The organism is Rhodoferax sp., assembly GCF_039922535.1.
Classification (GTDB): Bacteria; Pseudomonadota; Gammaproteobacteria; order Burkholderiales; family Burkholderiaceae_C; genus Rhodoferax_B.
Genome location: NZ_JBDTEM010000144.1, coordinates 1 through 18630, shown reverse-complemented (window position 1 = coordinate 18630; position 18630 = coordinate 1). Strand labels below are relative to the sequence as shown.

Below are 18630 nucleotides of genomic sequence, written 5' to 3'. Positions count from 1 at the left end.
GACTGGGAGCGCAGCATCCTGCGCATCACCAGCCAGGGCGGGCAAGATGCCGTGTTACCGCTGTGGCTGGCCCTGCGCGGACAGCACCCCGTGACCCGCGCTAACGCCCTGCGCCAGTTGCTGGCCGCCGCCCGTTACCGTGCTCCCAAAGCGGTGACCACCCCCACCCTGTTGCTGGCCAGCGCGCAAGACCAGTTGGTGTCGGTCGCCTGCTCCCAGGCCCTGGCCCGCCAGTGGCAGTGCCGCCTGCAGGTGCATCCCACGGCAGGGCACGACCTGCCGCTGGACGATGGCAACTGGCTGGCTAGGCAGATAGCGGCACAGTATTTGCTGCGTAATGCATAGCTGCCTGCGCAGGTAGCGTATGCGCCAGAGGCCTAAAACACCGCTAAACCGACTGCCTGAAAGCAATGATGGCCTGGTTGCGCAGGGTGCGCAGCAGGGCCAGCTCCTGCTCGTCCAGCGGCAGCACGCCTTTCTCGGCCTTGTCGGCGTAGACCAGGCCGAAGGGCTTGCCCTTGATCACCAGGGGCAGCAGCAAAAAGGTGGGCGCGTGGACATGGCTGTGGTACCAAGCGGGCAGGCGTTGGGCGATACGCGGCTCGGCAGCATCGCTGATCAGGGTGTCCACGCCTTTGAGGCAGACGGTGCTGAACAGGTCCAGGCTGCTGGCCTTGAGGGTGATGTGGAAGGCCTTGACGACGGTGTCGATGCTGCCCACCCCCTCCACGCCTGCGCCCAGGCCAAAGCGACCGGTTAGCGCATCCGCCTTGGGGTCGCGCAGGCAAAACACCACGCGCTGGAAGCCCATGGCGCGGACCATGGTTTCCAGAATCATGCGCAGCACGTCGCTGAGCTTGAAGTCTTCCACCATGGCCTGGCTGATGTCCTGGATGCCGGCCGACAGCATATCGGCCACACTGGGCACCACCACGGCGACGGGCTGGCCCTTATCGGGCGCGGGCGGCGGCGTGGCGTGAAGGGCCAGCGGTGCCAGCGCATCGGGCGGCTCGGCCTGGTCGGCAGGGGGCACGGCAATGTCTTGGTCGGGGTGCTGCAGCAACTGGGCGGCGGCCGAACCCGCCTGCACGTTCAAGGCCATCGCCTCGGCCATGTCGATGAGTTTTTTGCGCGCTACCACGGTGGCCTGGCGCACCTGCTGGGGGCGGATGCCCAGGGTTTTGGCGTACGCCCCGGCCTGTTGCGCGAGGCGCATATCCAACTCCTGGGGCGGAGACCGCAGCAGGATGTCGGCCATGTCGTTGGCCACCAGGGCGATCCAGCGCAGCCGCTCGGCGCTCTGCACGGGCGGACGCAGCGGCGGCTCGCCACGTGGCCTGCGCATGCTGTGCTGGATGGCGTCGGGTAAGCCCCAGGCTTTGGCCACGCCCAGGGCCAGGGTTTCAAAGTCCACCCCCAGCACGTTGGCGGAAGCACGGGCTTCGGACAGCGGCTTGTAGCTGGAGGCCACCAGGTGGCGCACGGCCCGGGCTTCGTCGGGAAAATAGAACTCCACCAGCATGCGGCCCAGGTTTTGGAACATGGCGGCGATAAAGGCCTCTTCGTTCTCGTGCGCCTCGGCACAGAGCTCTACCGCGATGGAACCCGCCATCAGGGCGCGCAAAAATTCGTCCTTGATCAAGTGGGCGTGGCCCTTGTCACGCATGTGCTCCAGCAGCACCAGGCTCAGCGCCATATTGCGTACGCCGTTGAAACCCACCAGGCTGACCGCCCGCGACACCGTGTTGATGCTGCCACCCCGGGCCGCGAAATGGGCACTGTTGACCAGCCGCAGCAGCTTGTTGGTCAGCGCTACGTCTTTCAGTATCTCGTTGGTAAAGCTGGCGATGCTCTCGGTTTCCGAGCTGGCCATGCCCTGGATGCGCACCACCGCGTCGGACATGGCGGGGAAGTCGCTCTTGTAGCGCATGCGGGCCATCAGCGCATCCAGACGGCCATTTTCCGGCGTATCCGAACTGCTGGGCAGTGCGCTCAGCGGGGCGTGCAGCGTGCTGTCGGCCCACTGCGACAAGGCGCTGCGCAAGGCCTGCAGACTGGGCGTGCGTTGGGCTTCGGGGGCCTGGGCCTGGGCCACGATGGCCTGCAGATCGGCATCCACCGCCGCCCCGTGCGGGCCTGCCAGCATGGCTTCCAGCACCTCGCCCACGGCGCATACACCGTCTTGCGGCAGGCTGGCAGACGCAAATGCGGTATCGGTGAAGTCGGCCGAGTTCACCAGGTGGGCCCGGCCGGTGGCATCCACCCGCACGTTGTCGGTGGTGGGCGGGCCGTGGGGCCGTCCGGCGGCATGGGCGGCCAGCAGGGCATCCAGCAAGTCCAGCGCCAGCGCTACTGCTTCGGCAGGTGGCAAGGCACCGCGCTGGGCCAGCAGCAGGCTCAGGGTCGGCATGGGGGTGCGCGGGTCAAATTCGGACATGGATCTATCGGTGGGGTATGCGCAATACGGGAATGTCTCGCGGCGAAGTATGACACTGGCCTACCCGCGCTGGCAGCCTGTTAGTACGCTGCCGCTGCCGCCCAAATACCGCTAACATGCGCGGTTGCGCTCCAACCACCCGCCCCCGTCCGGTCCCATCGACATCGTCTACCTTTGGGTGGACGGTAACGACCCCCTTTGGCGGGCCAAGCGCCAACGGGCCGCCGCCACGCCAAGCGCCCGCACCCGCATGGCCGCCTATGCCAACGTCGAGGGGCGCTTTCGCGACAACGACGAGCTGCGCTACAGCCTGCGTGCGCTAGAGCGCTTCTTTCCCGGCCACGGCCATGTGTATCTGGTCACCGATGCGCAAACCCCGGCCTGGCTGGCCGCCGTGCCGGGCATCACCGTGGTGGACCACCGCGATCTGATCCCGGCCAGCGACTTGCCCACCTTCGATTCCGGCCACATCGAGTCGTACATCCACCGCATCCCCGGCCTGTCAGAGCGCTACTTTTACCTGAACGACGACGTGTTTTTTGGCGCACCGGTGGATTTGTCCGACTGGTTCTGGCCCGGTGGCGTGTGCGTGGCCTGGTCGGACGAGCCGCCGGTGAGCGACGAGCCTCTGCGCCCCGATGCCACCGCGCTGGACAATGCCTGCCGCAGCTCCCACCAATGGTTGCAATCCCACCCGGTGCCCGGCTACCAGCACACCTTTCGCACCTTTGCGCACGCGCCCCGGCCGATGTGCAAGTCGCTGCTGGCCACGCTGGAGCAGGTAGCCCCCGACATGTTTGCCCGCGTGCGCTCCACCGTGTTCCGCACCTGGGACAAGCCCGCCATCGTCTCCGACTTTGTGCTGCGCTGGGCCCTGGCGCACGGCCACGCCCAGCTGCGTGAATACGCCCACCAGTACCTCAGCACCAGCGATGCCGACACCACGGGCGACCTGGACCAGCTAGTGGCCCGCAACGGCCAACTGGCCTTCTTCTGCATCAACGACACCACCGACGATGCCCTGCCCCACGATCCGCGCCTGGCCCGGGTGCGGGATGCCCTGCAGCAGATGTTTCCGCAGGCTTCCCGGTTCGAGACTCAGCAAAAGGCCCAAGCCAGCCAGGCCGGGTCTTCCACCACGTTCAGCACCAAGTAGACCCCGACGCGGTAGGACAAAAATTCGCCTAGCTGCAGCGCATCGGCCCAAGTAGGCGGCCAGGCGATGCCTGCACGGCTCAGCAAGACTGCGCTCATACGTACAGCGGCTCTTCCTGCATGGCTTCGATCTGCTCGGTGAGCATATTGACCTGGCCGACCCAGTAGTCGCTGCTGCCAAACCACGGAAAGTTGACCGGAAAGGTCGGGTCGCTCCAGCGCCGCGCCAGCCAGGCGCTGTAGTGGATCAGGCGCAGGGTGCGCAGGGGTTCGATCAGGGCCAGTTCGCGGCGGTCGAAGCTGCGGAACTGCTCGTAGCCATCCACCAGGCCGCTGAGCTGGCCGGTGCGCTGGGCGCGGTCGCCGCTCAGCAGCATCCACAAATCCTGCACGGCCGGGCCGGTGCGGGCATCGTCCAGATCGACAAAGTGCGGACCACCGCCGGGCCGGTCGGTGGGGGTCCAGAGGATGTTGCCGGGGTGGCAGTCGCCGTGCAGGCGCAGGGTTTTAATTTGAGGGTCTTTTAGGCCCCCTGCGCAGGTAGGTAATGCGCTAGCAGCTATCAAATCCAGAGCTTCTGTGCAGGCTTTTTGCCACGCGCCCTGCACGTCCAGCGGCACGATGTCGTGCTTCACCAGCCAGTCGCGCGAGTGGATGCCGAAACTTTCCAGGTCCAGCGTCGGGCGGTGCACAAACGCCTGTTTAGCCCCCACGGTATGGATGCGAGCCAGGAAGCGGCCAATCCATTCCAATACCTCGAAGTCGTCCAGCTCGGGCGGGCGGCCGCCCCGGCTGGGGCTGACGCTGAAGGCGAATCCGGCAAAGTGGTGCAAAGTAGCCCCTTCCAGCACCAGCGGGCCCACGGCGGGAATCTCGGCGGCCATCAGTTCGGCGGCGAAGCTGTGCTCTTCCAGAATCTGCGCCTGGCTCCAGCGGCCCGGCCGGTAAAACTTGGCCACCACCACACTGCCGTCTTCCAGGTGCGCCTGGTAGACCCGGTTTTCATACGAGCTGAGCGCCATCAGGCGGCCATCGCCAAACAGGCCGACGCTGGCGAGCGCGTCCATCACTACGTCGGGGGTCAGGGCCTGGTAATCGTGCGAAATACCAGTAGGACCGGAGGAATCAGAAGGAGAAGACATGGTGCGATTGTCGTCGCTCCAAAACAAAAGCCCGCGCCAAGGGCATGGCGCGGGCAATCAATGCATTCCCGAGGCGGGCGTAGCAAAGCCCCTTCGTGAACACCGCAGAACCGGCTTTGCCGGGTTGCTGGTGTTGCCCCCTGCAAGGGGGGTGCTGCTACCTGCGGCTTCGGCTTTTCAAGCCGATTCCGGGGCAGTGAGCAAGCCTGGGGGTGAGCCAGTTACGCCAGCACGAGTTCCACTTCGATGTTGCCGCGGGTGGCGTTGGAGTAAGGGCACACGCCGTGGGCGGTGTCGATCAGGTCTTGGGCCACCACGCGGTCCATGCCGGGCAGGTTGATGACCAGCTTGGCGGCGATGCCGAAGCCTGCGGGGATGGGGCCAATGTCAATCGACGCATCGATGGAGGCATCGGCGGGCACGGTGATCTTCTTCATGCCGGCGACGTGTTTCATGGCGCCCATGAAGCAGGCCGAGTAGCCTGCAGCAAACAGTTGCTCGGGGTTGGTGCCGGTGCCTGCGCCGCCCATTTCTTTCGGGGGCGAGAGCTTGACGGCCAACAGGCCGTCGTTGCTGGCCGATTGGCCATCGCGGCCGCCGGTGGTGTGGGCGTGGGCGGTGTAGATCACTTTGTCGAGTTTGGTGGGCATGGTGCTTCCTTGGGTTGAAAAAAGTGTCAGGCGAGGGTTAAACGCCCACGCAGCGCCTGGACTTGCTGCGTGAGAGAGAGAATTTCGGGCACCGAGCACTGGGTGGCGCTGAGGATGCACGGCGGAATCTTGGCCGCCTCGGTCTTGAGGCTGCGGCCTGCAGATGTCAGCGTGATGAACACCCGGCGCTCGTCGTGCACATCGCGCAGGCGGCTGATCCAGCCCGCGGCTTCCATGCGCTTGAGCAGCGGGGTCAGCGTGCCGGAGTCGAGCGACAGGCGATCGCCCAGCTCGGACACCATCAACCCATCGCGCTCCCACAGCACCAGCATCGCCAGGTACTGTGGGTAGGTCATGCCCAAGGTCTTGAGCAACGGCTTGTACAGCTTGGTCATGGCCAACGACGCGGAGTACAGCGCAAAGCAGAGCTGGTTGTCCAGTTTCAGCGTTTCATCGACAGTGAGGGTTTTGCTTGGCATGGGCTGAATTATATCGTGCAATTAAATTTTGTACAATTTAATTTTTAACGCACCGAAGTGCGTAAAGAGCGGGTTCAGTAGTTGTAGATGCCCTGCCCCGTCTTGCGGCCCAGGCGGCCTGCGGCCACCAGCTCTTTGAGCAGCGGACACGGGCGGTATTTGCTGTCGCCAAATTCGTTCAAGAACACTTCCATCACCGCCAGGCACACGTCCAGGCCAATCATGTCGGCCAGGGCCAGCGGGCCGATGGGCTGGTTGCAGCCCAGCTTCATGCCCGCGTCGATGTCTTCCGCCGTGGCCACGCCCTCGGCCAGCACAAACAGCGCTTCGTTCACCATCGGCATCAGGATGCGGTTGACGACGAAGCCGGGGCCGTTTTTGACGGTGATGGGGGTCTTGCCCAGCACAGCAGACATGGCATGCACGGCCTCAACGGTGGCATCGCTGGTTTGCAGGCCGCGGATGATCTCCACCAGCGCCATCAGCGGCACGGGGTTGAAGAAATGCATGCCGATGCAGCGGTCGGGCCGCTTCGTCACTGCCGCCAGCTTGGTGATGGAGATGGACGAGGTATTGGAGGCGATCAGCACCTCGGGCGCCAGCAGTGCGTCGAGCTGCTGCACGATCTTGACCTTGAGGGCGTAGTTTTCGGTGGCGGCTTCGATGACCAACTGGGCCGCGCTGAAATCGCTGTACTGGGTGGAGCCCTGGATGCGGGCCAGGATGGCAGCCTTGTCGTCGGGGGTGAGCTTGTCTTTCTTGATCAGCCGGTCCAGGCTGCCTGCGATGGTGGCCAGGCCCTTGGCCACCGCTTCCTCGCTAATATCGACCATCACCACCTGCAAGCCCGCCGCCGCACAGGTTTGCGCGATGCCATTGCCCATGGTGCCCGCGCCGACAATGCCGACGGTGCTGATTGTCAAAATGCTGCTCATAGGAAACTCCCGGTAGAAAAAAGATAGTTTGGTTGCAGTGCAGCTTTCATCATAAACACCACCCATGTTCGACTACCTCATCATTGGCGGCGGCGCGGCGGGCTGCGTGCTGGCCGGGCGGCTCAGCGAAGACCCGGCCGTCAATGTCGCCCTGCTCGAATCCGGCCCCAGCGACCACAGCGCCCTGGTGCAGTGCCCGTCGGGCATCGCGCTGCTGGCCCGCACAGGCCAGGCGCAATGGCGCTTTGCCACCGTGCCGCAGCCGGGGCTCAATGGGCGCTGCGGCTACCAGCCCCGGGGCCGGGTGCTGGGCGGCAGTAGCTCCATCAACGCCATGGTCTATACCCGGGGGCAGGCGGCAGATTTCGACTTTTGGGCGGCCCAGGGCAACCCCGGCTGGGGCTATGCCGATGTGCTGCCGTACTTCAAAAAGGCCGAGCACAACCGCCGGGGCGCAGACGCCTGGCACGGGGCCGACGGCCCACTGCACGTCACCGACCTGCAAAGCCCCCACCCTGCCAGCCAGGCCTTCGTGCAGGCTGCTGTGCAGGCCGGGTTTGCGTCCAATGCCGACTTCAACGCGGCCACGCAAGAAGGCGTAGGCCTGTACCAGGTGATGCAAAAAGACGGCGAGCGCTGCAGCGCGGCCAAGGCCTACCTCACGCCCCACCTGGCGCGGCCCAATCTGCAGGTGGTCACCCACGCCCACACCACCCGCATCCTGACCCAGGGCCGCCGCGCCGTGGGTGTGGAATTTATGCAGGATGGCTTGCTCAAACAGCTGCGTACCGCAGGCGAGGTACTGCTGTGCGCGGGGGCCTTGCAGTCGCCCCAACTATTGATGCTGTCCGGCATTGGCGACCACGCGCAACTGCTGGCCAACGGTATCGCCACGGTGCACCACCTGCCCGGCGTGGGCCAGCATCTGCACGACCACGTGGATGCGGTGCAGGTGGTGCATGCGCCCCAGGCGAAAGATTTGTGGGGCATTTCACCCACCGGCCTGGCCCGCATCGCCCAGGGCGTGCGGGATTGGCGGCGCGACCGCACCGGCCTGCTGACCAGCAACCTGGCCGAGGCCGGGGGCTTCCTCAAAAGCCAGCCCACCGAGGCCCAGCCCGACCTGCAACTGCACTTTGTGCCCGCCCAACTGGCCGACCATGGCCGCAAGACGCTGTGGGGCCACGGCTATTCGGTGCACATCTGCGTGCTGCAACCCGCCAGCCGGGGCAGCGTGCGCTTGAACGGCAAAGACCCGCTGGCCCCGCCGCAGATCGACCCCAACTTCCTGGGTGCGCTGGAAGATGTGGAACGGCTGCGGCGCGGGTTCCAACAGGTGCGGCGCATCACCGCCCAGCCCGCATTGGCGGCATGGGGTGGCCGCGAGCGATCGGCCCACGCCCAGAGCGATCTGGAACTGGAATTTTTACTGCGCGAAACCGCCGACACGGTGTACCACCCGGTGGGCACGTGCAGGATGGGCCCCGGGGGAAAAGAAGAGCACACCGACGTGGTGGATGCCCGTTTGCGGGTCCACGGCATGGCCGGGCTGCGGGTGGTGGATGCCTCCACCATGCCGCGCATCGTCAGCGCCAACACCACGGCCGCCACCACCATGCTGGCCGAAAAAGCCGCAGATATGTTGCGCGAGGATGCGGCGCAAGGCTGATTTGTTTGGAAGAATGGAGGTTCGACCATCGCACGAATGGTTTCCTCTTTTAGCCCCCCATGCACCTCCCCGAACGCCCCCGGCTCAACGCCATCGCTGGCCCCATCTTTGGCGAGTTTTTACTGGGTTACACCGTCATCATTGCGGGGCTGTGGCTGGCCTCGCACACTTCGGACGGCGCGGCAGGCAGCCTGGGACTGGCCAACCAGGTGCTGGAAACACTGTACGTGGTGTTCCGGGTACTGGCGATCGGCATGGGTGTGGTCATCACCCAACTGCTGGGCGGCCAGCAGGTGGAGCAGGTGCGGCGCACCGCACTGGCGGGCCTGGGTGCCTGCACCTGGGCGGGCTTGCTGGTGGTGTCGGTGCTGGTGCTGGCCAACAACTGGATTTTGGACCTGCTGAACGCGCCGGACGAAATCCTGCCGCTGGTCAGCCCCTACCTGCAACTGCTAGCCCCGGCCGCGCTGCTGGACGGCTACAACCTCACCATGGCCTCCATCCTGCGGGCCCATCTGCACGCCCGCGATTCGCTCAAGGTGATGGTCATCATGCACTGCACCCACCTGGCGCTGGCCGTGCCGCTGATGCTGGGCGTGGGCCCGTGGGACGGACTAGGGCTGTACGGCTTTGCGGTAGCCCTGGTGATCAGCCGCGCCGTGGGGCTGGGCCTGCACCTGCTGCTGTGGCGCAAGCGCATGGCCCTGGTGCCCAACGCCCGCCACTGGTGGGTGCTGCAGTGGCGCGTGCTGGGGCCGGTGCTGCGCATCGGCGTGCCGGGTGCCAGCGCCGAGCTGGGCTACCGCGCCGCCTTCATGGTGTCGCTGGCCGGGGCGGCCCGCCTGGGCGTGGTGGCGTTGGCCACCCATGCCTACACCCTGCAATTGCTGCGCTACGTGCTGCTGATCAGCCTGGCGATTGGCTGGGCCTGCGAGATCATGGTGGGGCGGCTGGTGGGCGGTGGGCAGTTCAACCAGGCCCATGCCCTGGTGCGCAAAGGCCTGCGCAATGGGCTGATGGCCTCAGGCGGCATGGCCGTGGTGGCGGCGCTGGCCGCCCCGTGGCTGATGCACATCTTCACCAAAGACCCGCACGTGATCCACGCCGCCCAAACCCTGCTGTGGATTGCCGTGGCGCTGGAGACCGGCCGCGCCTTCAACCTGATCATCACCGGTGCGCTGCGGGCCACCGGCGACGTGATCTACCCGGTGGCCGCCAGCCTGGGCTCGTTTGCTTTGGTGCTGGGCTGCGGCTCGTACTTTCTGGGCCACACCTTCGGCCTGCCCGGCATCTTCATCGCCTACGCCGCCGACGAATGGGTGCGCGGCCTGCTGATGTGGGCCCGCTGGCACTGGCACGGCTGGCTGCCGCATGCGCGTAACAGCCAGCGCCGGGTGCGCAGACGGTAGATTTACATAAAATCGACCTCTGGCGCATATTGCACCTGCGCAAGCAGCTCTTATTTTGATAGTAACCAAGGAGTTTCCATGTCCGCCCCTCTGCCCGCCGCCAGCCTCGAACAAAGCTTTCTGAGCGCCCGCACCTTCAGCAAATTCACCGACCAGCCCGTACCCGACGCGCTGCTGCACCAGCTCTACGACCTGGCCAAGTGGGGCCCTACGTCGATGAACTGCCAGCCCGCCCGCCTGGTATTTGTGCGCAGCCCCGAAGCCAAAGCCAAGCTGAAACTGGCATTGGCCCCCGGCAATGCCGACAAAACCATGGCCGCACCGGTGACGGTTATCGTGGCCATGGACATGCGCTTTTTCGAGCATCTGCCTGAGCAATTTACGGCCATGAACGCCAAGCCCATGTTTGAAGGCAACGCCGCGCTGGCCGAGGGCACCGCCTTTCGCAACAGCAGCCTGCAAGGGGCTTACCTGATCTTGGCCGCCCGCCAGCTGGGCCTGGACTGTGGCCCCATGAGCGGCTTTGACGCCGCCAAGGTGAACGAGCAGTTCTTCCCCGACGGCCGCTTCAAGGCGAACTTTTTGGTCAATCTGGGCTATGGCGAAGCCGGAACCCCCTACCCCCGCGGCCCGCGCCTGGCGTTCGAGACGGCCTGCACGATCGCCTGAACGGCTGGGCTAGCGTTGGAACTTGCCGTCGCTGCCAATGATGGACAGGTCGGTGAAGTCCAGCCCGGTATGGTCGGTGGGGCTGTAGCCGATCTCCAGGCCGCCCAGGTCGAATTTGTCCATGCCCTCCAGCGCCGCCTGCAGGCGCTCGCGCGTGGGTTTGCCGCCGGTGCGGCGCAGGGCTTCGACCAGCACCTTGGCGGCGCTAAAGCCCTCCAGCATGGCCGGGCTGGTATCGGCCAGGCCTTTGGCGCGGGCCGCATCCGCCATCTCCCTGACCAGCGCGTAGGACTGCGACTGCGGAAACACCTGGCTGACAATCACACCGCGGGCATTGCCCCCCAGGGCGGCGATAAAACCCGACGTGGCGTTGTTGGACAGGGCCACATACTGCGCCGTGCTGCCTGCGGCCCGCAGCGCCTCGATGGCGGCTACCGCGCTGGTCGCCGAGGCCACCAGCAGCACCGACTGCGCACCCGCCTTCACAATGGCAGGGGCCAGGCTGGAAAAGTCTGGTTTGCTGCGGTCAAACTTGTACAGTCCCACGGCCTCCAGGCGGGCCTTTTGTAGCCCCTTTTGCGCCCCGGCCAGGCCATCGACGCCGAAGCTGTCGTCGGTGTAGAGCACGGCGATTTTGGTCAGGCCGATGCTGGCCTGGTGGGCGATGGCTTTTTCAGCCTCGTGCTGGTAGGTAGCGCGGATGTTGAAAATGTATTTCTGCACCGGCTGGTGCAGCACCATGGCACCGCTGGACGGCCCCACCAGGGGCACATGGTATTTATCCAGCCAGGGAATGATGGCCTCGGTGTGCGGCGTGCCACGGGTCAAAAACAGGGCCACCACGTTCTTTTTCTCGATCAGCTCCCGGGCGTTTTCGGCGGCCAGTGCGGGATCGAACTTGTCGTCCATGGACAGCAGCTCGATCTTTTGCCCGCCCACGCCGCCCTTGGCGTTGACCCGGTCAAAGTACAGCATGGCCCCGGCCTGCGTCTCCTTGACACCCGTGGCCACGGCACCGGTAAAACCGCTGGTCTGGCCGATCAGAATCTGCGCCTGGGCCACCAGGCTGGCGGTTACCAGCAGCACCGCGATGGCCAGAGAGTGGGTTGTCTTCATAGTGGTTTAGGGGGATGGTTGGATGCGCCGCGGGCCATTGGGCCACAAGTCCATGCCGGGCATGCGGTAAATTCCCACCCTCCAGCCCTATCTTTACGCTTTTCGCGGTACCTACCATGCGCTCTTTCGGCACCCCCTTGTCCCCTTCTGCAACCAAAGTCATGCTGCTCGGCTCCGGCGAGCTGGGCAAAGAGGTGCTGATTGCGCTGCAGCGCCTGGGCGTGGAAACCATAGCCGTAGACCGCTATGAAAACGCGCCCGGCCAGCAGGTAGCGCACCACGCGCGCACCATCACCATGAGCGACCCGGCCCAGCTCAAAGCCCTGATCGAGGCCGAGCGGCCGCACCTGGTGGTGCCCGAGATCGAAGCCATCGCCACCCCCATGCTCGAAGAGCTGGAAGCTGCAGGCACGGTGCGCGTGATTCCCACCGCCCGCGCTGCCCGCCTCACCATGGACCGCGAAGGCATCCGCCGCCTGGCGGCAGAAACGCTGGACCTGCCGACCAGCCCCTACGTGTTTTGCGATTCGCTGGCCGAACTGCAGGCGGCCATTGACTCCACCACCGGCTACCCCTGCGTGGTCAAGCCGGTGATGAGCAGCTCGGGCAAAGGCCAGAGCAAGATCAGCGGCCCGGCGGATGTGCAAGCCGCCTGGGACGTGGCGATGGCCGGTGGCCGCGTCAGCCATGGCCGCGTCATCGTCGAAGGCTTTATCGACTTTGACTACGAAATCACCCTGCTGACGGTGCGTGCCCTGGGCGCAGATGGCACGGTGGAAACGCATTTCTGCGAGCCCATCGGCCACATCCAGGTCAGCGGCGACTACGTGGAAAGCTGGCAGCCGCACCCCATGCCCAGCCTGGCGCTGCAGCGCTCGCAGGCCATCGCCAAGGCCGTCACCGACAACCTGGGCGGCCAGGGCTTGTTTGGCGTGGAGCTGTTTGTGAAGGGCGATGACGTGTGGTTCAGCGAGGTCAGCCCGCGCCCGCACGACACTGGCATGGTCACGCTGTGCACCCAGTGGCAAAACGAATTCGAGCTGCACGCCCGCGCCATCCTGGGCCTGCCGGTGAACACCGCGCTCAAATCGCCCGGTGCCAGCGCGGTGATCTACGGCGGCGTAGATGCCCATGGCATCGTGTTCGACGGCGTGGCCGAGGCGCTGCGCGTACCCAACACCGATATCCGCCTGTTCGGCAAGCCCGAGAGCTTTGTAAAACGCCGCATGGGCGTGGCGCTGGCCTTTGATGCCGACGTGGAAGTGGCCCGCACGCACGCCAAGCAAGCGGCTGCGCTGGTCAAACCCCGCACCGCTTAATTCAATTACAGTCAATCACAGCCGATTGCCGCGGTCCATGCACTTCAACCAGCTTATCTCGTGGGCCGACGACTCGGCGCTGCGCATTTTGTTGTCTGCGGTCACGGCGATTGTGCTGGCGCTGGTGCTACACGCCATCGGCGCAGCGCTGGTGCGCCGGGTGACGCGCAGCCTGCCACTGGCCTCGCGCATTGCCCACGCTTGCCATGCCCCCACGCGCTTTGTGCTGCCGCTGATTGCGCTGCAAGCGGTGTGGCAAATTGCGCCACGTGAGTTCCCGCTGATTGACGAGGTGCGCCATGCCAACGTGCTGTTGCTGCTGGCCTGCCTGACCTGGCTGGGCCTGCGCGTGGTGCACGGCACCGTGCAGGGGCTGATCGCCTCGTACCCGCTGGAGGCGGAGGACAACCTGCACGCCCGCCGCATCCACACCCAGGCCAAGGTACTGGCCAATACCCTGGTCATCGGCATCCTGGTGACCGGGCTGGCGGCGATGCTGATGACCTTTCCCGAGGCCCGGCAGTTTGGCGCCAGCCTGCTCGCGTCCGCCGGCGTGGTCGGCATCATCGTGGGTATGGCGGCGCGGCCGGTGCTGGGCAACCTGGTGGCCGGCCTGCAGATCGCTCTGGGCCAACCGCTGCGCATCGACGACGTGCTGATCGTGCAGGGCGAATGGGGCCGGGTGGAAGAGATCACCGGCACCTACGTGGTGCTGCGCGTGTGGGACCAGCGCCGCCTCATCATCCCGCTGCAGTGGTTCATCGAGAACCCGTTCCAAAACTGGTCGCGCCGCAACCCGGAGCTGATCGGCACCGTGTTTCTGTGGGTGGACTACGGCATGCCCATCCCCGCGCTGCGCACCGAGCTAGACCGCATCTGCGCCGCCTCTGCAGCCTGGGACCGCCGCTACTGCAAACTGGACGTCACCGACACCGCCGCCAACGGCATCCAGCTGCGGGTGGAAGTGACCGCCGCCAACGCCGACCTGCTGTGGCGCGTGCGCTGCGACGTGCGCGAGGGTCTGGTGGATTTCATGCAACGCCAGTACCCGCAACACCTGCCGCGCACGCGTGCCGAGCTGCACCAGCCCGCGGAAGCGACCGGGTCCAAAAACCACTAAATGCATAGCACCTTGTGCAGGTAGCATATGCGCCAGAGGCCTAAATGTCCTTAAAACGGGGGATGACAAGCTGGTACCACACGCTAAGCTTGGGCGGCCCACCGATTCACAAGAGATGCCTTTGATGACCCGCCCTTTTTACGCCCAACTGCCCGCCATCCTGGCCCTTGCTGTGGCCACCAGCCTGCTGACCCTGCCCGCCCAGGCCGCCCCCGGCACCCCGTTTGCTGCCGAGGCCCAGGTCCAGGGCACGCCCCTGGTGCTCAACGGCGCAGGCACCCGCTACCGGGCGGTGTTCAAGGTCTACGACATGGCCTTGTACACACCGCACAAGGTCAGCACCCCCGAAGAACTGCTGGCGCTGCCCGGCCCGAAGCTGCTCAGCTTCACCGCCCTGCGCGAGATACCGGGCACCGACCTGGGCCTGGCCTTCATCAAGGGGCTCTCGGCCAACTCCTCCAAAGAGCTGGCGCTGAAGCACACCGTGTCGTCCAACCGCCTGATCGAAATCTTCTCGGGCCGCAGCAAACTCAACCCCGGCGACAGCTTCGCCATGCAGTTCCTCCCCGGCCAGGGCACGCTGTTCTTCATCGCTGGCCAGCCCCAGGGCAGCCCGGTGGGCGATGCCGAGTTTTTTGCCATGGTGCTGAACATCTGGGTGGGCAGCAGTCCGGCGGACTACGGGCTGAAAGCGGCCTTGCTGGGGCAGGACCCGGTAAAGAAGGCTTATTAAGCCTTGGTTAAGCGCGCACCAGCGCCAACCCCAGCGCCGTCAGCGCCGCCACGTCTTGGTCGGTGGTGCCCGGCTCCACCACCAGTCCGGTAGCCTCTTGGCAGGGGGCAATGACGTAGGGTGAGGCGGCGTGCAGCTTCTCGGCCGAGGCCAGCACCCAGGTTTCGGCAGACTGGGCCATCAGCGCCCGCTTGACATGGGCTTCTTCCATATCGCCGGTGCTCAGGCCCACGCTGGCGCTGATACCGGTCACGCCCATGAAGTACAGGTCGGCACGCACCCGGCCAATGGCCTCTACCGCCGCCGCGCCCACGGCCACCACCGAGTGCTTGAACAAGCGCCCGCCCACCAGTTGCACCTCGATCCGCGGGTGCTCCACCAGGGCCATCGCAATCGTCGGGCTGTGCGTCACCACGGTGGCCTGCAGCGTGGGCGGCAGGCGCAGGGCCAGCTGCTGGCAGGTGGTACCACCATCGATGAACACCACCTGGCCGGGCTGCACCATGGCGGCGGCGGCGGCGGCAATCGCCTGCTTGCCCGGCATCTGCAACTGGCTGCGCGCGGCAAAGTTGGCCACGGCCGGCGACGCGGGCAAGGCCCCGCCGTGCACCCGCTGCAGCAGCCCCTGGGCCGCCAGCGCACGCAGGTCGCGCCGGATGGTGTCTTCTGACAAGCCCAGCGCGGCGCTGAGGTCGGCGGCCACGATGCGACCATCGCGGCGCAGGGTGTCGAGGAGGAGGTGTTTGCGTTGTTGGGTCAGCATGCGAGAACGTGTTGAGAATGTTTTTGCATGATTATCATTGAAGTTGCACGAAACTGCATGATTGCGCTAAACTTTCACCCACATCCCTGGAGCCCCCATGCACGCCTTAGACAACCTCCGTATCGTCGAAGAAAAAGTTTTGTCGGACGACTGGTATCTGCTAAAGAAAACCACCTTCGACCTGCGCCGCCGCGACGGCACCTGGCAACGCCAAAGCCGCGAAAGCTATGACCGGGGCAACGGCGCCACCATCCTGCTGTACAACGCCGCGCAGGGCACGGTGGTGCTGACGCGGCAGTTTCGCTTTTCTACCTATGTGAACGGTAACGCCAGCGGGAAAGTCATCGAAACCTGTGCCGGCCTGCTGGACCAGGACGACCCCGCCACCTGCATCCGCCGCGAGGTAGAGGAAGAAACCGGCTTTCGCATCGACGGCGTGCGCAAGATTTTCGAGGCCTACATGAGCCCGGGATCGGTCACTGAAAAAGTGTTTTTCTTCGTCGGGGCCTACACCGCCGCCGACAAGGTATCGGACGGCGGCGGCGAGCACCACGAGGGCGAAGACATCGAGGTGCTGGAGCTGCCTTTTGCGGTCGCGCTGGAGATGGTGGCCGACGGGCGCATCTGTGACGGCAAGACGATCATGCTGCTGCAGTACGCGCAGTTAAACGGTTTGATGCAGGTCGGCTAAATCACCGTCAACCCGGCCCCGCCACCCGACTGCACCAGTTGCCCACGACCCGCCTTCTTGGCCTCGTACAGGGCGGCATCGGCACGGGCGATCAGGCCCGACAGGGTGGAGTCACCGTCTTTGAGCACCCCCACCCCGGCGCTGTAGTCCAGCGGGAAGCCCAGTTCCTTTTCGGCCGTTTGGTGCAACATGGTGCGCAGGCGCAGGTCAAAGCCGATACTGGCCGAGCGGTGGGTGTTGGCCAGCACGATGCAGAACTCTTCGCCGCCCAGGCGGCCCACCAGATCGCCGGTGCGACGGCTCTCGCGCAGCAGGCGGGCAAACAGCTTGAGGGCGGTATCGCCCACCTCGTGACCATAGGTGTCATTGACGCGTTTGAAGTGGTCGATGTCCAGCATCATCAAGGTCAGTGGCTGCTGGTAGCGCACAGCGTTGGCAAACATGCCCTCGGCGCGCTCCAGCCAACCCCGGCGGTTCAACAGGCCGGTCAGTCCATCGGTCATGGCCAGGGTGTGCAGGCGTGCTTTGGCCTCGTCGCGCCAGGCGGCCAGCAGGGCCACCATGGCCGTCACAAAGGCCAGATTCACCGCCAAAGCCATGGCCAGATCCGCGAAGGGCAGCAGGCTGGCACCGCCCCACTCGCCCACCAGCCCGCGCGCCAACAACACCAACGCCAGACCCACCAGACAGCCGCACAACATCCAGCGCCAGGCACGGCCCATGTGCCGCAACGGAAACAGCGTGGCCGCGGCCACCAACACCAGCATGGCCGCCAGGCACAGGTGGGACCAACCCCACTGGAAGGCCGGACTGGCCCAACCCAGCAAGTAACCCAGCGGCGTGGCCACCAAGAGCAGGCGCAGACAACGCTCGCTCCAGCGGTAGTCCAGCCCGTAGTACACCCCGGGGCGCAATGGCTTGCGCAGCTTTTTCCGGTTGGTGGGCGGACGCGAACGGTGGCCCAGCCAACTGCCCAGCGCCCGGTGCAACAGCCACAAGCCTAGGCTAAAAAACAGCAGGGCCACCGGTGCCAGTACCGGGGTCCAGAGCGACCCGGCAGTGATGGCGGCAATACCGCCCAGCAGCAGGGCTGCCAGCGCCACTTGCACACAGCGCGTGGCGGCACTGGCCCCGGTGCCGATGATGGCCAGCAAAGCCAGCGATACCACGCCAACATGGGCGGTGGCGATCACCAGCAGCGTCGGCAGGTCGAGCAGCATGGGAACAGGCATGCGCGTTACTGGAATGCCACTTCGGCAAAGCTGCGCAATTTGCGGCTGTGCAACTGGTTGATGCCCTGGGCGCGCAGCAGCTCGATGGCGCGGATGCCGATGCGCAGATGCTGGTCCACCCGTTCACGGTAGAAGTGGTTGGCCATGCCGGGCAGCTTGATCTCGCCATGCAAAGGTTTGTCACTGACGCACAGCAGGGTGCCGTACGGCACCCGGAAGCGGAAACCGTTGGCGGCGATGGTGGCGCTTTCCATGTCCAGCGCCACGGCACGGCTTTGGCTGAAGCGGCGCTGCGGCTGGTTGTTGGGCAGCAGTTCCCAGTTGCGGTTGTCGGTACTGGCCACGGTGCCGGTGCGCATGATGCTTTTCAGCGCCGCGCCCTGCACCTGGGTGACATCGGCCACCGCCTGCTCCAGCGCCATCTGTATCTCGGCCAGCGCCGGAATCGGCACCCATAGCGGGAGCTCTTCGTCCAGCACATGGTCTTCGCGCACATAGCCGTGGGCCAGCACGTAGTCGCCCAATTGCTGGCTGTTGCGCAGACCGGCGCAGTGGCCGACCATGATCCAGGCATGCGGGCGCAGCACGGCGATGTGGTCGGTGATGTTTTTGGCGTTGGCCGGGCCTACGCCGATATTGACCATGGTGATGCCCGCGTTGTCGGCGCGCACCAGGTGGTAGGCCGGCATTTGCGGCAGGCGCGGCGGTGCTGCGCCCAGGGCATCGCGCGCCTCGGCAGGCAGGCCCACCCGGCGGGTGATGACGTTGCCGGGTTCGACAAAGGCCACGTATTCGCTGTGCGGGTCGGCCATGGCGGCGTGGCCCATGCGGACGAATTCGTCGATGTAGAACTGGTAGTTGGTGAACAACACAAAGTTCTGAAAGTGTTCAGGGCCGGTGCCGGTGTAATGTCGCAGGCGGTGCAGCGAATAGTCCATCCGTGGCGCGGTAAACAGCGCCAGCGGCTGCGGGTCGCCAGGGCGCGGCTCGTAAGTGCCGTTGGCAATGCCATCGTCCATGGCGGCCAGGTCGGGCAGGTCGAACACGTCGCGCATCAGCATCCGGCGGCTGGCATCCATCTGGCCTTCCACGTGGTCGTGTTCGGCAAACG

Annotated in this window: 19 protein-coding genes; 9 read left to right on the top strand and 10 right to left on the bottom strand. The window is 65.5% G+C overall.

The window, feature by feature from the left end; genetic code table 11:
* A partial coding sequence (locus tag ABI213_RS06625) for an alpha/beta hydrolase (RefSeq protein WP_348026496.1) occupies positions 1 to 345 on the top strand: 345 nt, incomplete at its 5' end.
* 43 nt (positions 346 to 388) lie between these two features.
* On the opposite strand, the gene ABI213_RS06620 is transcribed toward ABI213_RS06625, so the two are convergent.
* Complete coding sequence (locus ABI213_RS06620) at positions 389 to 2437, bottom strand: HDOD domain-containing protein (protein WP_348026494.1); 2049 nt, start codon at positions 2435 to 2437, stop codon at positions 389 to 391.
* Between the two features lie 124 nt (positions 2438 to 2561).
* Between ABI213_RS06620 and ABI213_RS06615 the strand changes: the two genes are divergently transcribed.
* Positions 2562 to 3593, top strand: coding sequence for a Stealth CR1 domain-containing protein (locus ABI213_RS06615; RefSeq protein ID WP_348008317.1), 1032 nt, complete (start codon positions 2562 to 2564; stop codon positions 3591 to 3593).
* Here the strand turns inward: ABI213_RS06615 and ABI213_RS06610 are convergent.
* From ABI213_RS06610 to ABI213_RS06590, 5 genes are all read right to left on the bottom strand, one after another.
* Positions 3536 to 3691, bottom strand: coding sequence for a hypothetical protein (locus ABI213_RS06610; protein ID WP_348008316.1), 156 nt, complete (start codon positions 3689 to 3691; stop codon positions 3536 to 3538). The genes ABI213_RS06615 and ABI213_RS06610 overlap by 58 nt on opposite strands.
* Positions 3688 to 4734, bottom strand: coding sequence for a serine/threonine protein kinase (locus ABI213_RS06605; protein ID WP_348008315.1), 1047 nt, complete (start codon positions 4732 to 4734; stop codon positions 3688 to 3690). Before ABI213_RS06605 ends, ABI213_RS06610 begins: the two co-directional genes overlap by 4 nt.
* 221 nt (positions 4735 to 4955) lie before the next feature.
* Complete coding sequence (locus tag ABI213_RS06600; protein ID WP_348008314.1) at positions 4956 to 5384, bottom strand: organic hydroperoxide resistance protein; 429 nt, start codon at positions 5382 to 5384, stop codon at positions 4956 to 4958.
* A gap of 26 nt (positions 5385 to 5410) precedes the next feature.
* Positions 5411 to 5863: a MarR family transcriptional regulator gene (locus ABI213_RS06595; protein ID WP_348008313.1), complete on the bottom strand. Its 453-nt coding sequence runs from the start codon at positions 5861 to 5863 to the stop codon at positions 5411 to 5413.
* A gap of 74 nt (positions 5864 to 5937) precedes the next feature.
* The gene (locus ABI213_RS06590) at positions 5938 to 6798 is read right to left on the bottom strand and encodes a 3-hydroxybutyryl-CoA dehydrogenase (RefSeq protein ID WP_348008312.1); all 861 of its coding nucleotides are present in this window, start codon (positions 6796 to 6798) and stop codon (positions 5938 to 5940) included.
* 64 nt (positions 6799 to 6862) lie between these two features.
* Here ABI213_RS06590 and ABI213_RS06585 point away from each other — a divergent pair, with 64 nt between their 5' ends.
* The 3 genes from ABI213_RS06585 to ABI213_RS06575 all read left to right on the top strand — a co-directional run bounded on the left by ABI213_RS06585 (position 6863) and on the right by ABI213_RS06575 (position 10545).
* Positions 6863 to 8467 (top strand): GMC family oxidoreductase N-terminal domain-containing protein, encoded by a 1605-nt coding sequence (locus tag ABI213_RS06585; protein WP_348008311.1) that lies wholly within the window; start codon positions 6863 to 6865, stop codon positions 8465 to 8467.
* A 59-nt stretch (positions 8468 to 8526) separates the two neighbouring features.
* On the top strand, positions 8527 to 9876 hold the full coding sequence (locus ABI213_RS06580) for an MATE family efflux transporter (protein WP_348026492.1): 1350 nt from the start codon (positions 8527 to 8529) through the stop codon (positions 9874 to 9876).
* Between the two features lie 78 nt (positions 9877 to 9954).
* Positions 9955 to 10545: a malonic semialdehyde reductase gene (locus ABI213_RS06575; RefSeq protein ID WP_348006301.1), complete on the top strand. Its 591-nt coding sequence runs from the start codon at positions 9955 to 9957 to the stop codon at positions 10543 to 10545.
* Positions 10546 to 10554: 9 nt separating this feature from the next.
* Here the strand turns inward: ABI213_RS06575 and ABI213_RS06570 are convergent, their stop codons facing one another.
* Positions 10555 to 11661: an ABC transporter substrate-binding protein gene (locus ABI213_RS06570; protein ID WP_348006300.1), complete on the bottom strand. Its 1107-nt coding sequence runs from the start codon at positions 11659 to 11661 to the stop codon at positions 10555 to 10557.
* Between the two features lie 116 nt (positions 11662 to 11777).
* On the opposite strand from ABI213_RS06570, the gene purT reads away from it, so the two are divergent.
* The 3 genes from purT (at position 11778) to ABI213_RS06555 (ending at position 14833) form a co-directional block, all read left to right on the top strand.
* The gene (gene purT / locus ABI213_RS06565; protein ID WP_348006299.1) at positions 11778 to 12980 is read left to right on the top strand and encodes a formate-dependent phosphoribosylglycinamide formyltransferase; all 1203 of its coding nucleotides are present in this window, start codon (positions 11778 to 11780) and stop codon (positions 12978 to 12980) included.
* A gap of 37 nt (positions 12981 to 13017) precedes the next feature.
* Positions 13018 to 14100, top strand: a complete 1083-nt coding sequence (locus ABI213_RS06560) for a mechanosensitive ion channel domain-containing protein (protein ID WP_348006298.1) — start codon at positions 13018 to 13020, stop codon at positions 14098 to 14100.
* A 124-nt stretch (positions 14101 to 14224) separates the two neighbouring features.
* A complete protein-coding gene (locus ABI213_RS06555; RefSeq protein ID WP_348006297.1) occupies positions 14225 to 14833 on the top strand; it encodes a chalcone isomerase family protein in 609 nt (202 codons plus the stop codon).
* A gap of 7 nt (positions 14834 to 14840) precedes the next feature.
* Here the strand turns inward: ABI213_RS06555 and ABI213_RS06550 are convergent, their stop codons facing one another.
* The gene (locus tag ABI213_RS06550; protein WP_348006296.1) at positions 14841 to 15596 is read right to left on the bottom strand and encodes a DeoR/GlpR family DNA-binding transcription regulator; all 756 of its coding nucleotides are present in this window, start codon (positions 15594 to 15596) and stop codon (positions 14841 to 14843) included.
* A gap of 97 nt (positions 15597 to 15693) precedes the next feature.
* Here ABI213_RS06550 and nudK point away from each other — a divergent pair, with 97 nt between their 5' ends.
* Complete coding sequence (nudK, locus tag ABI213_RS06545) at positions 15694 to 16287, top strand: GDP-mannose pyrophosphatase NudK (RefSeq protein ID WP_348006295.1); 594 nt, start codon at positions 15694 to 15696, stop codon at positions 16285 to 16287.
* Here the strand turns inward: nudK and ABI213_RS06540 are convergent.
* Entirely contained in the window at positions 16284 to 17519 is a 1236-nt protein-coding gene (locus tag ABI213_RS06540) for a GGDEF domain-containing protein (RefSeq protein ID WP_348006294.1), read from the bottom strand. The two genes, nudK and ABI213_RS06540, sit on opposite strands and share 4 nt — an antisense overlap.
* Positions 17520 to 17524: 5 nt before the next feature.
* Positions 17525 to 18630: AMP nucleosidase (locus ABI213_RS06535; protein WP_348026490.1), on the bottom strand; the 1106-nt coding region annotated here is incomplete at its 5' end.

Bases quoted from the DNA above. Each gene is read 5' to 3' on its own strand.
- ABI213_RS06575 (WP_348006301.1), top strand. From the start codon at position 9,955: ATGTCCGCCCCTCTGCCCGCCGCCAGCCTCGAACAAAGCTTTCTGAGC.
- ABI213_RS06570 (WP_348006300.1), bottom strand. From the start codon at position 11,661: ATGAAGACAACCCACTCTCTGGCCATCGCGGTGCTGCTGGTAACCGCC.
- nudK (WP_348006295.1), top strand. From the start codon at position 15,694: ATGCACGCCTTAGACAACCTCCGTATCGTCGAAGAAAAAGTTTTGTCG.
- ABI213_RS06590 (WP_348008312.1), bottom strand. From the start codon at position 6,798: ATGAGCAGCATTTTGACAATCAGCACCGTCGGCATTGTCGGCGCGGGC.
- ABI213_RS06580 (WP_348026492.1), top strand. From the start codon at position 8,527: ATGCACCTCCCCGAACGCCCCCGGCTCAACGCCATCGCTGGCCCCATC.
- ABI213_RS06555 (WP_348006297.1), top strand. From the start codon at position 14,225: ATGACCCGCCCTTTTTACGCCCAACTGCCCGCCATCCTGGCCCTTGCT.
- ABI213_RS06550 (WP_348006296.1), bottom strand. From the start codon at position 15,596: ATGCTGACCCAACAACGCAAACACCTCCTCCTCGACACCCTGCGCCGC.
- purT (WP_348006299.1), top strand. From the start codon at position 11,778: ATGCGCTCTTTCGGCACCCCCTTGTCCCCTTCTGCAACCAAAGTCATG.
- ABI213_RS06540 (WP_348006294.1), bottom strand. From the start codon at position 17,519: ATGCCTGTTCCCATGCTGCTCGACCTGCCGACGCTGCTGGTGATCGCC.
- ABI213_RS06600 (WP_348008314.1), bottom strand. From the start codon at position 5,384: ATGCCCACCAAACTCGACAAAGTGATCTACACCGCCCACGCCCACACC.
- ABI213_RS06605 (WP_348008315.1), bottom strand. From the start codon at position 4,734: ATGTCTTCTCCTTCTGATTCCTCCGGTCCTACTGGTATTTCGCACGAT.
- ABI213_RS06585 (WP_348008311.1), top strand. From the start codon at position 6,863: ATGTTCGACTACCTCATCATTGGCGGCGGCGCGGCGGGCTGCGTGCTG.
- ABI213_RS06560 (WP_348006298.1), top strand. From the start codon at position 13,018: ATGCACTTCAACCAGCTTATCTCGTGGGCCGACGACTCGGCGCTGCGC.
- ABI213_RS06595 (WP_348008313.1), bottom strand. From the start codon at position 5,863: ATGCCAAGCAAAACCCTCACTGTCGATGAAACGCTGAAACTGGACAAC.
- ABI213_RS06610 (WP_348008316.1), bottom strand. From the start codon at position 3,691: ATGAGCGCAGTCTTGCTGAGCCGTGCAGGCATCGCCTGGCCGCCTACT.
- ABI213_RS06620 (WP_348026494.1), bottom strand. From the start codon at position 2,437: ATGTCCGAATTTGACCCGCGCACCCCCATGCCGACCCTGAGCCTGCTG.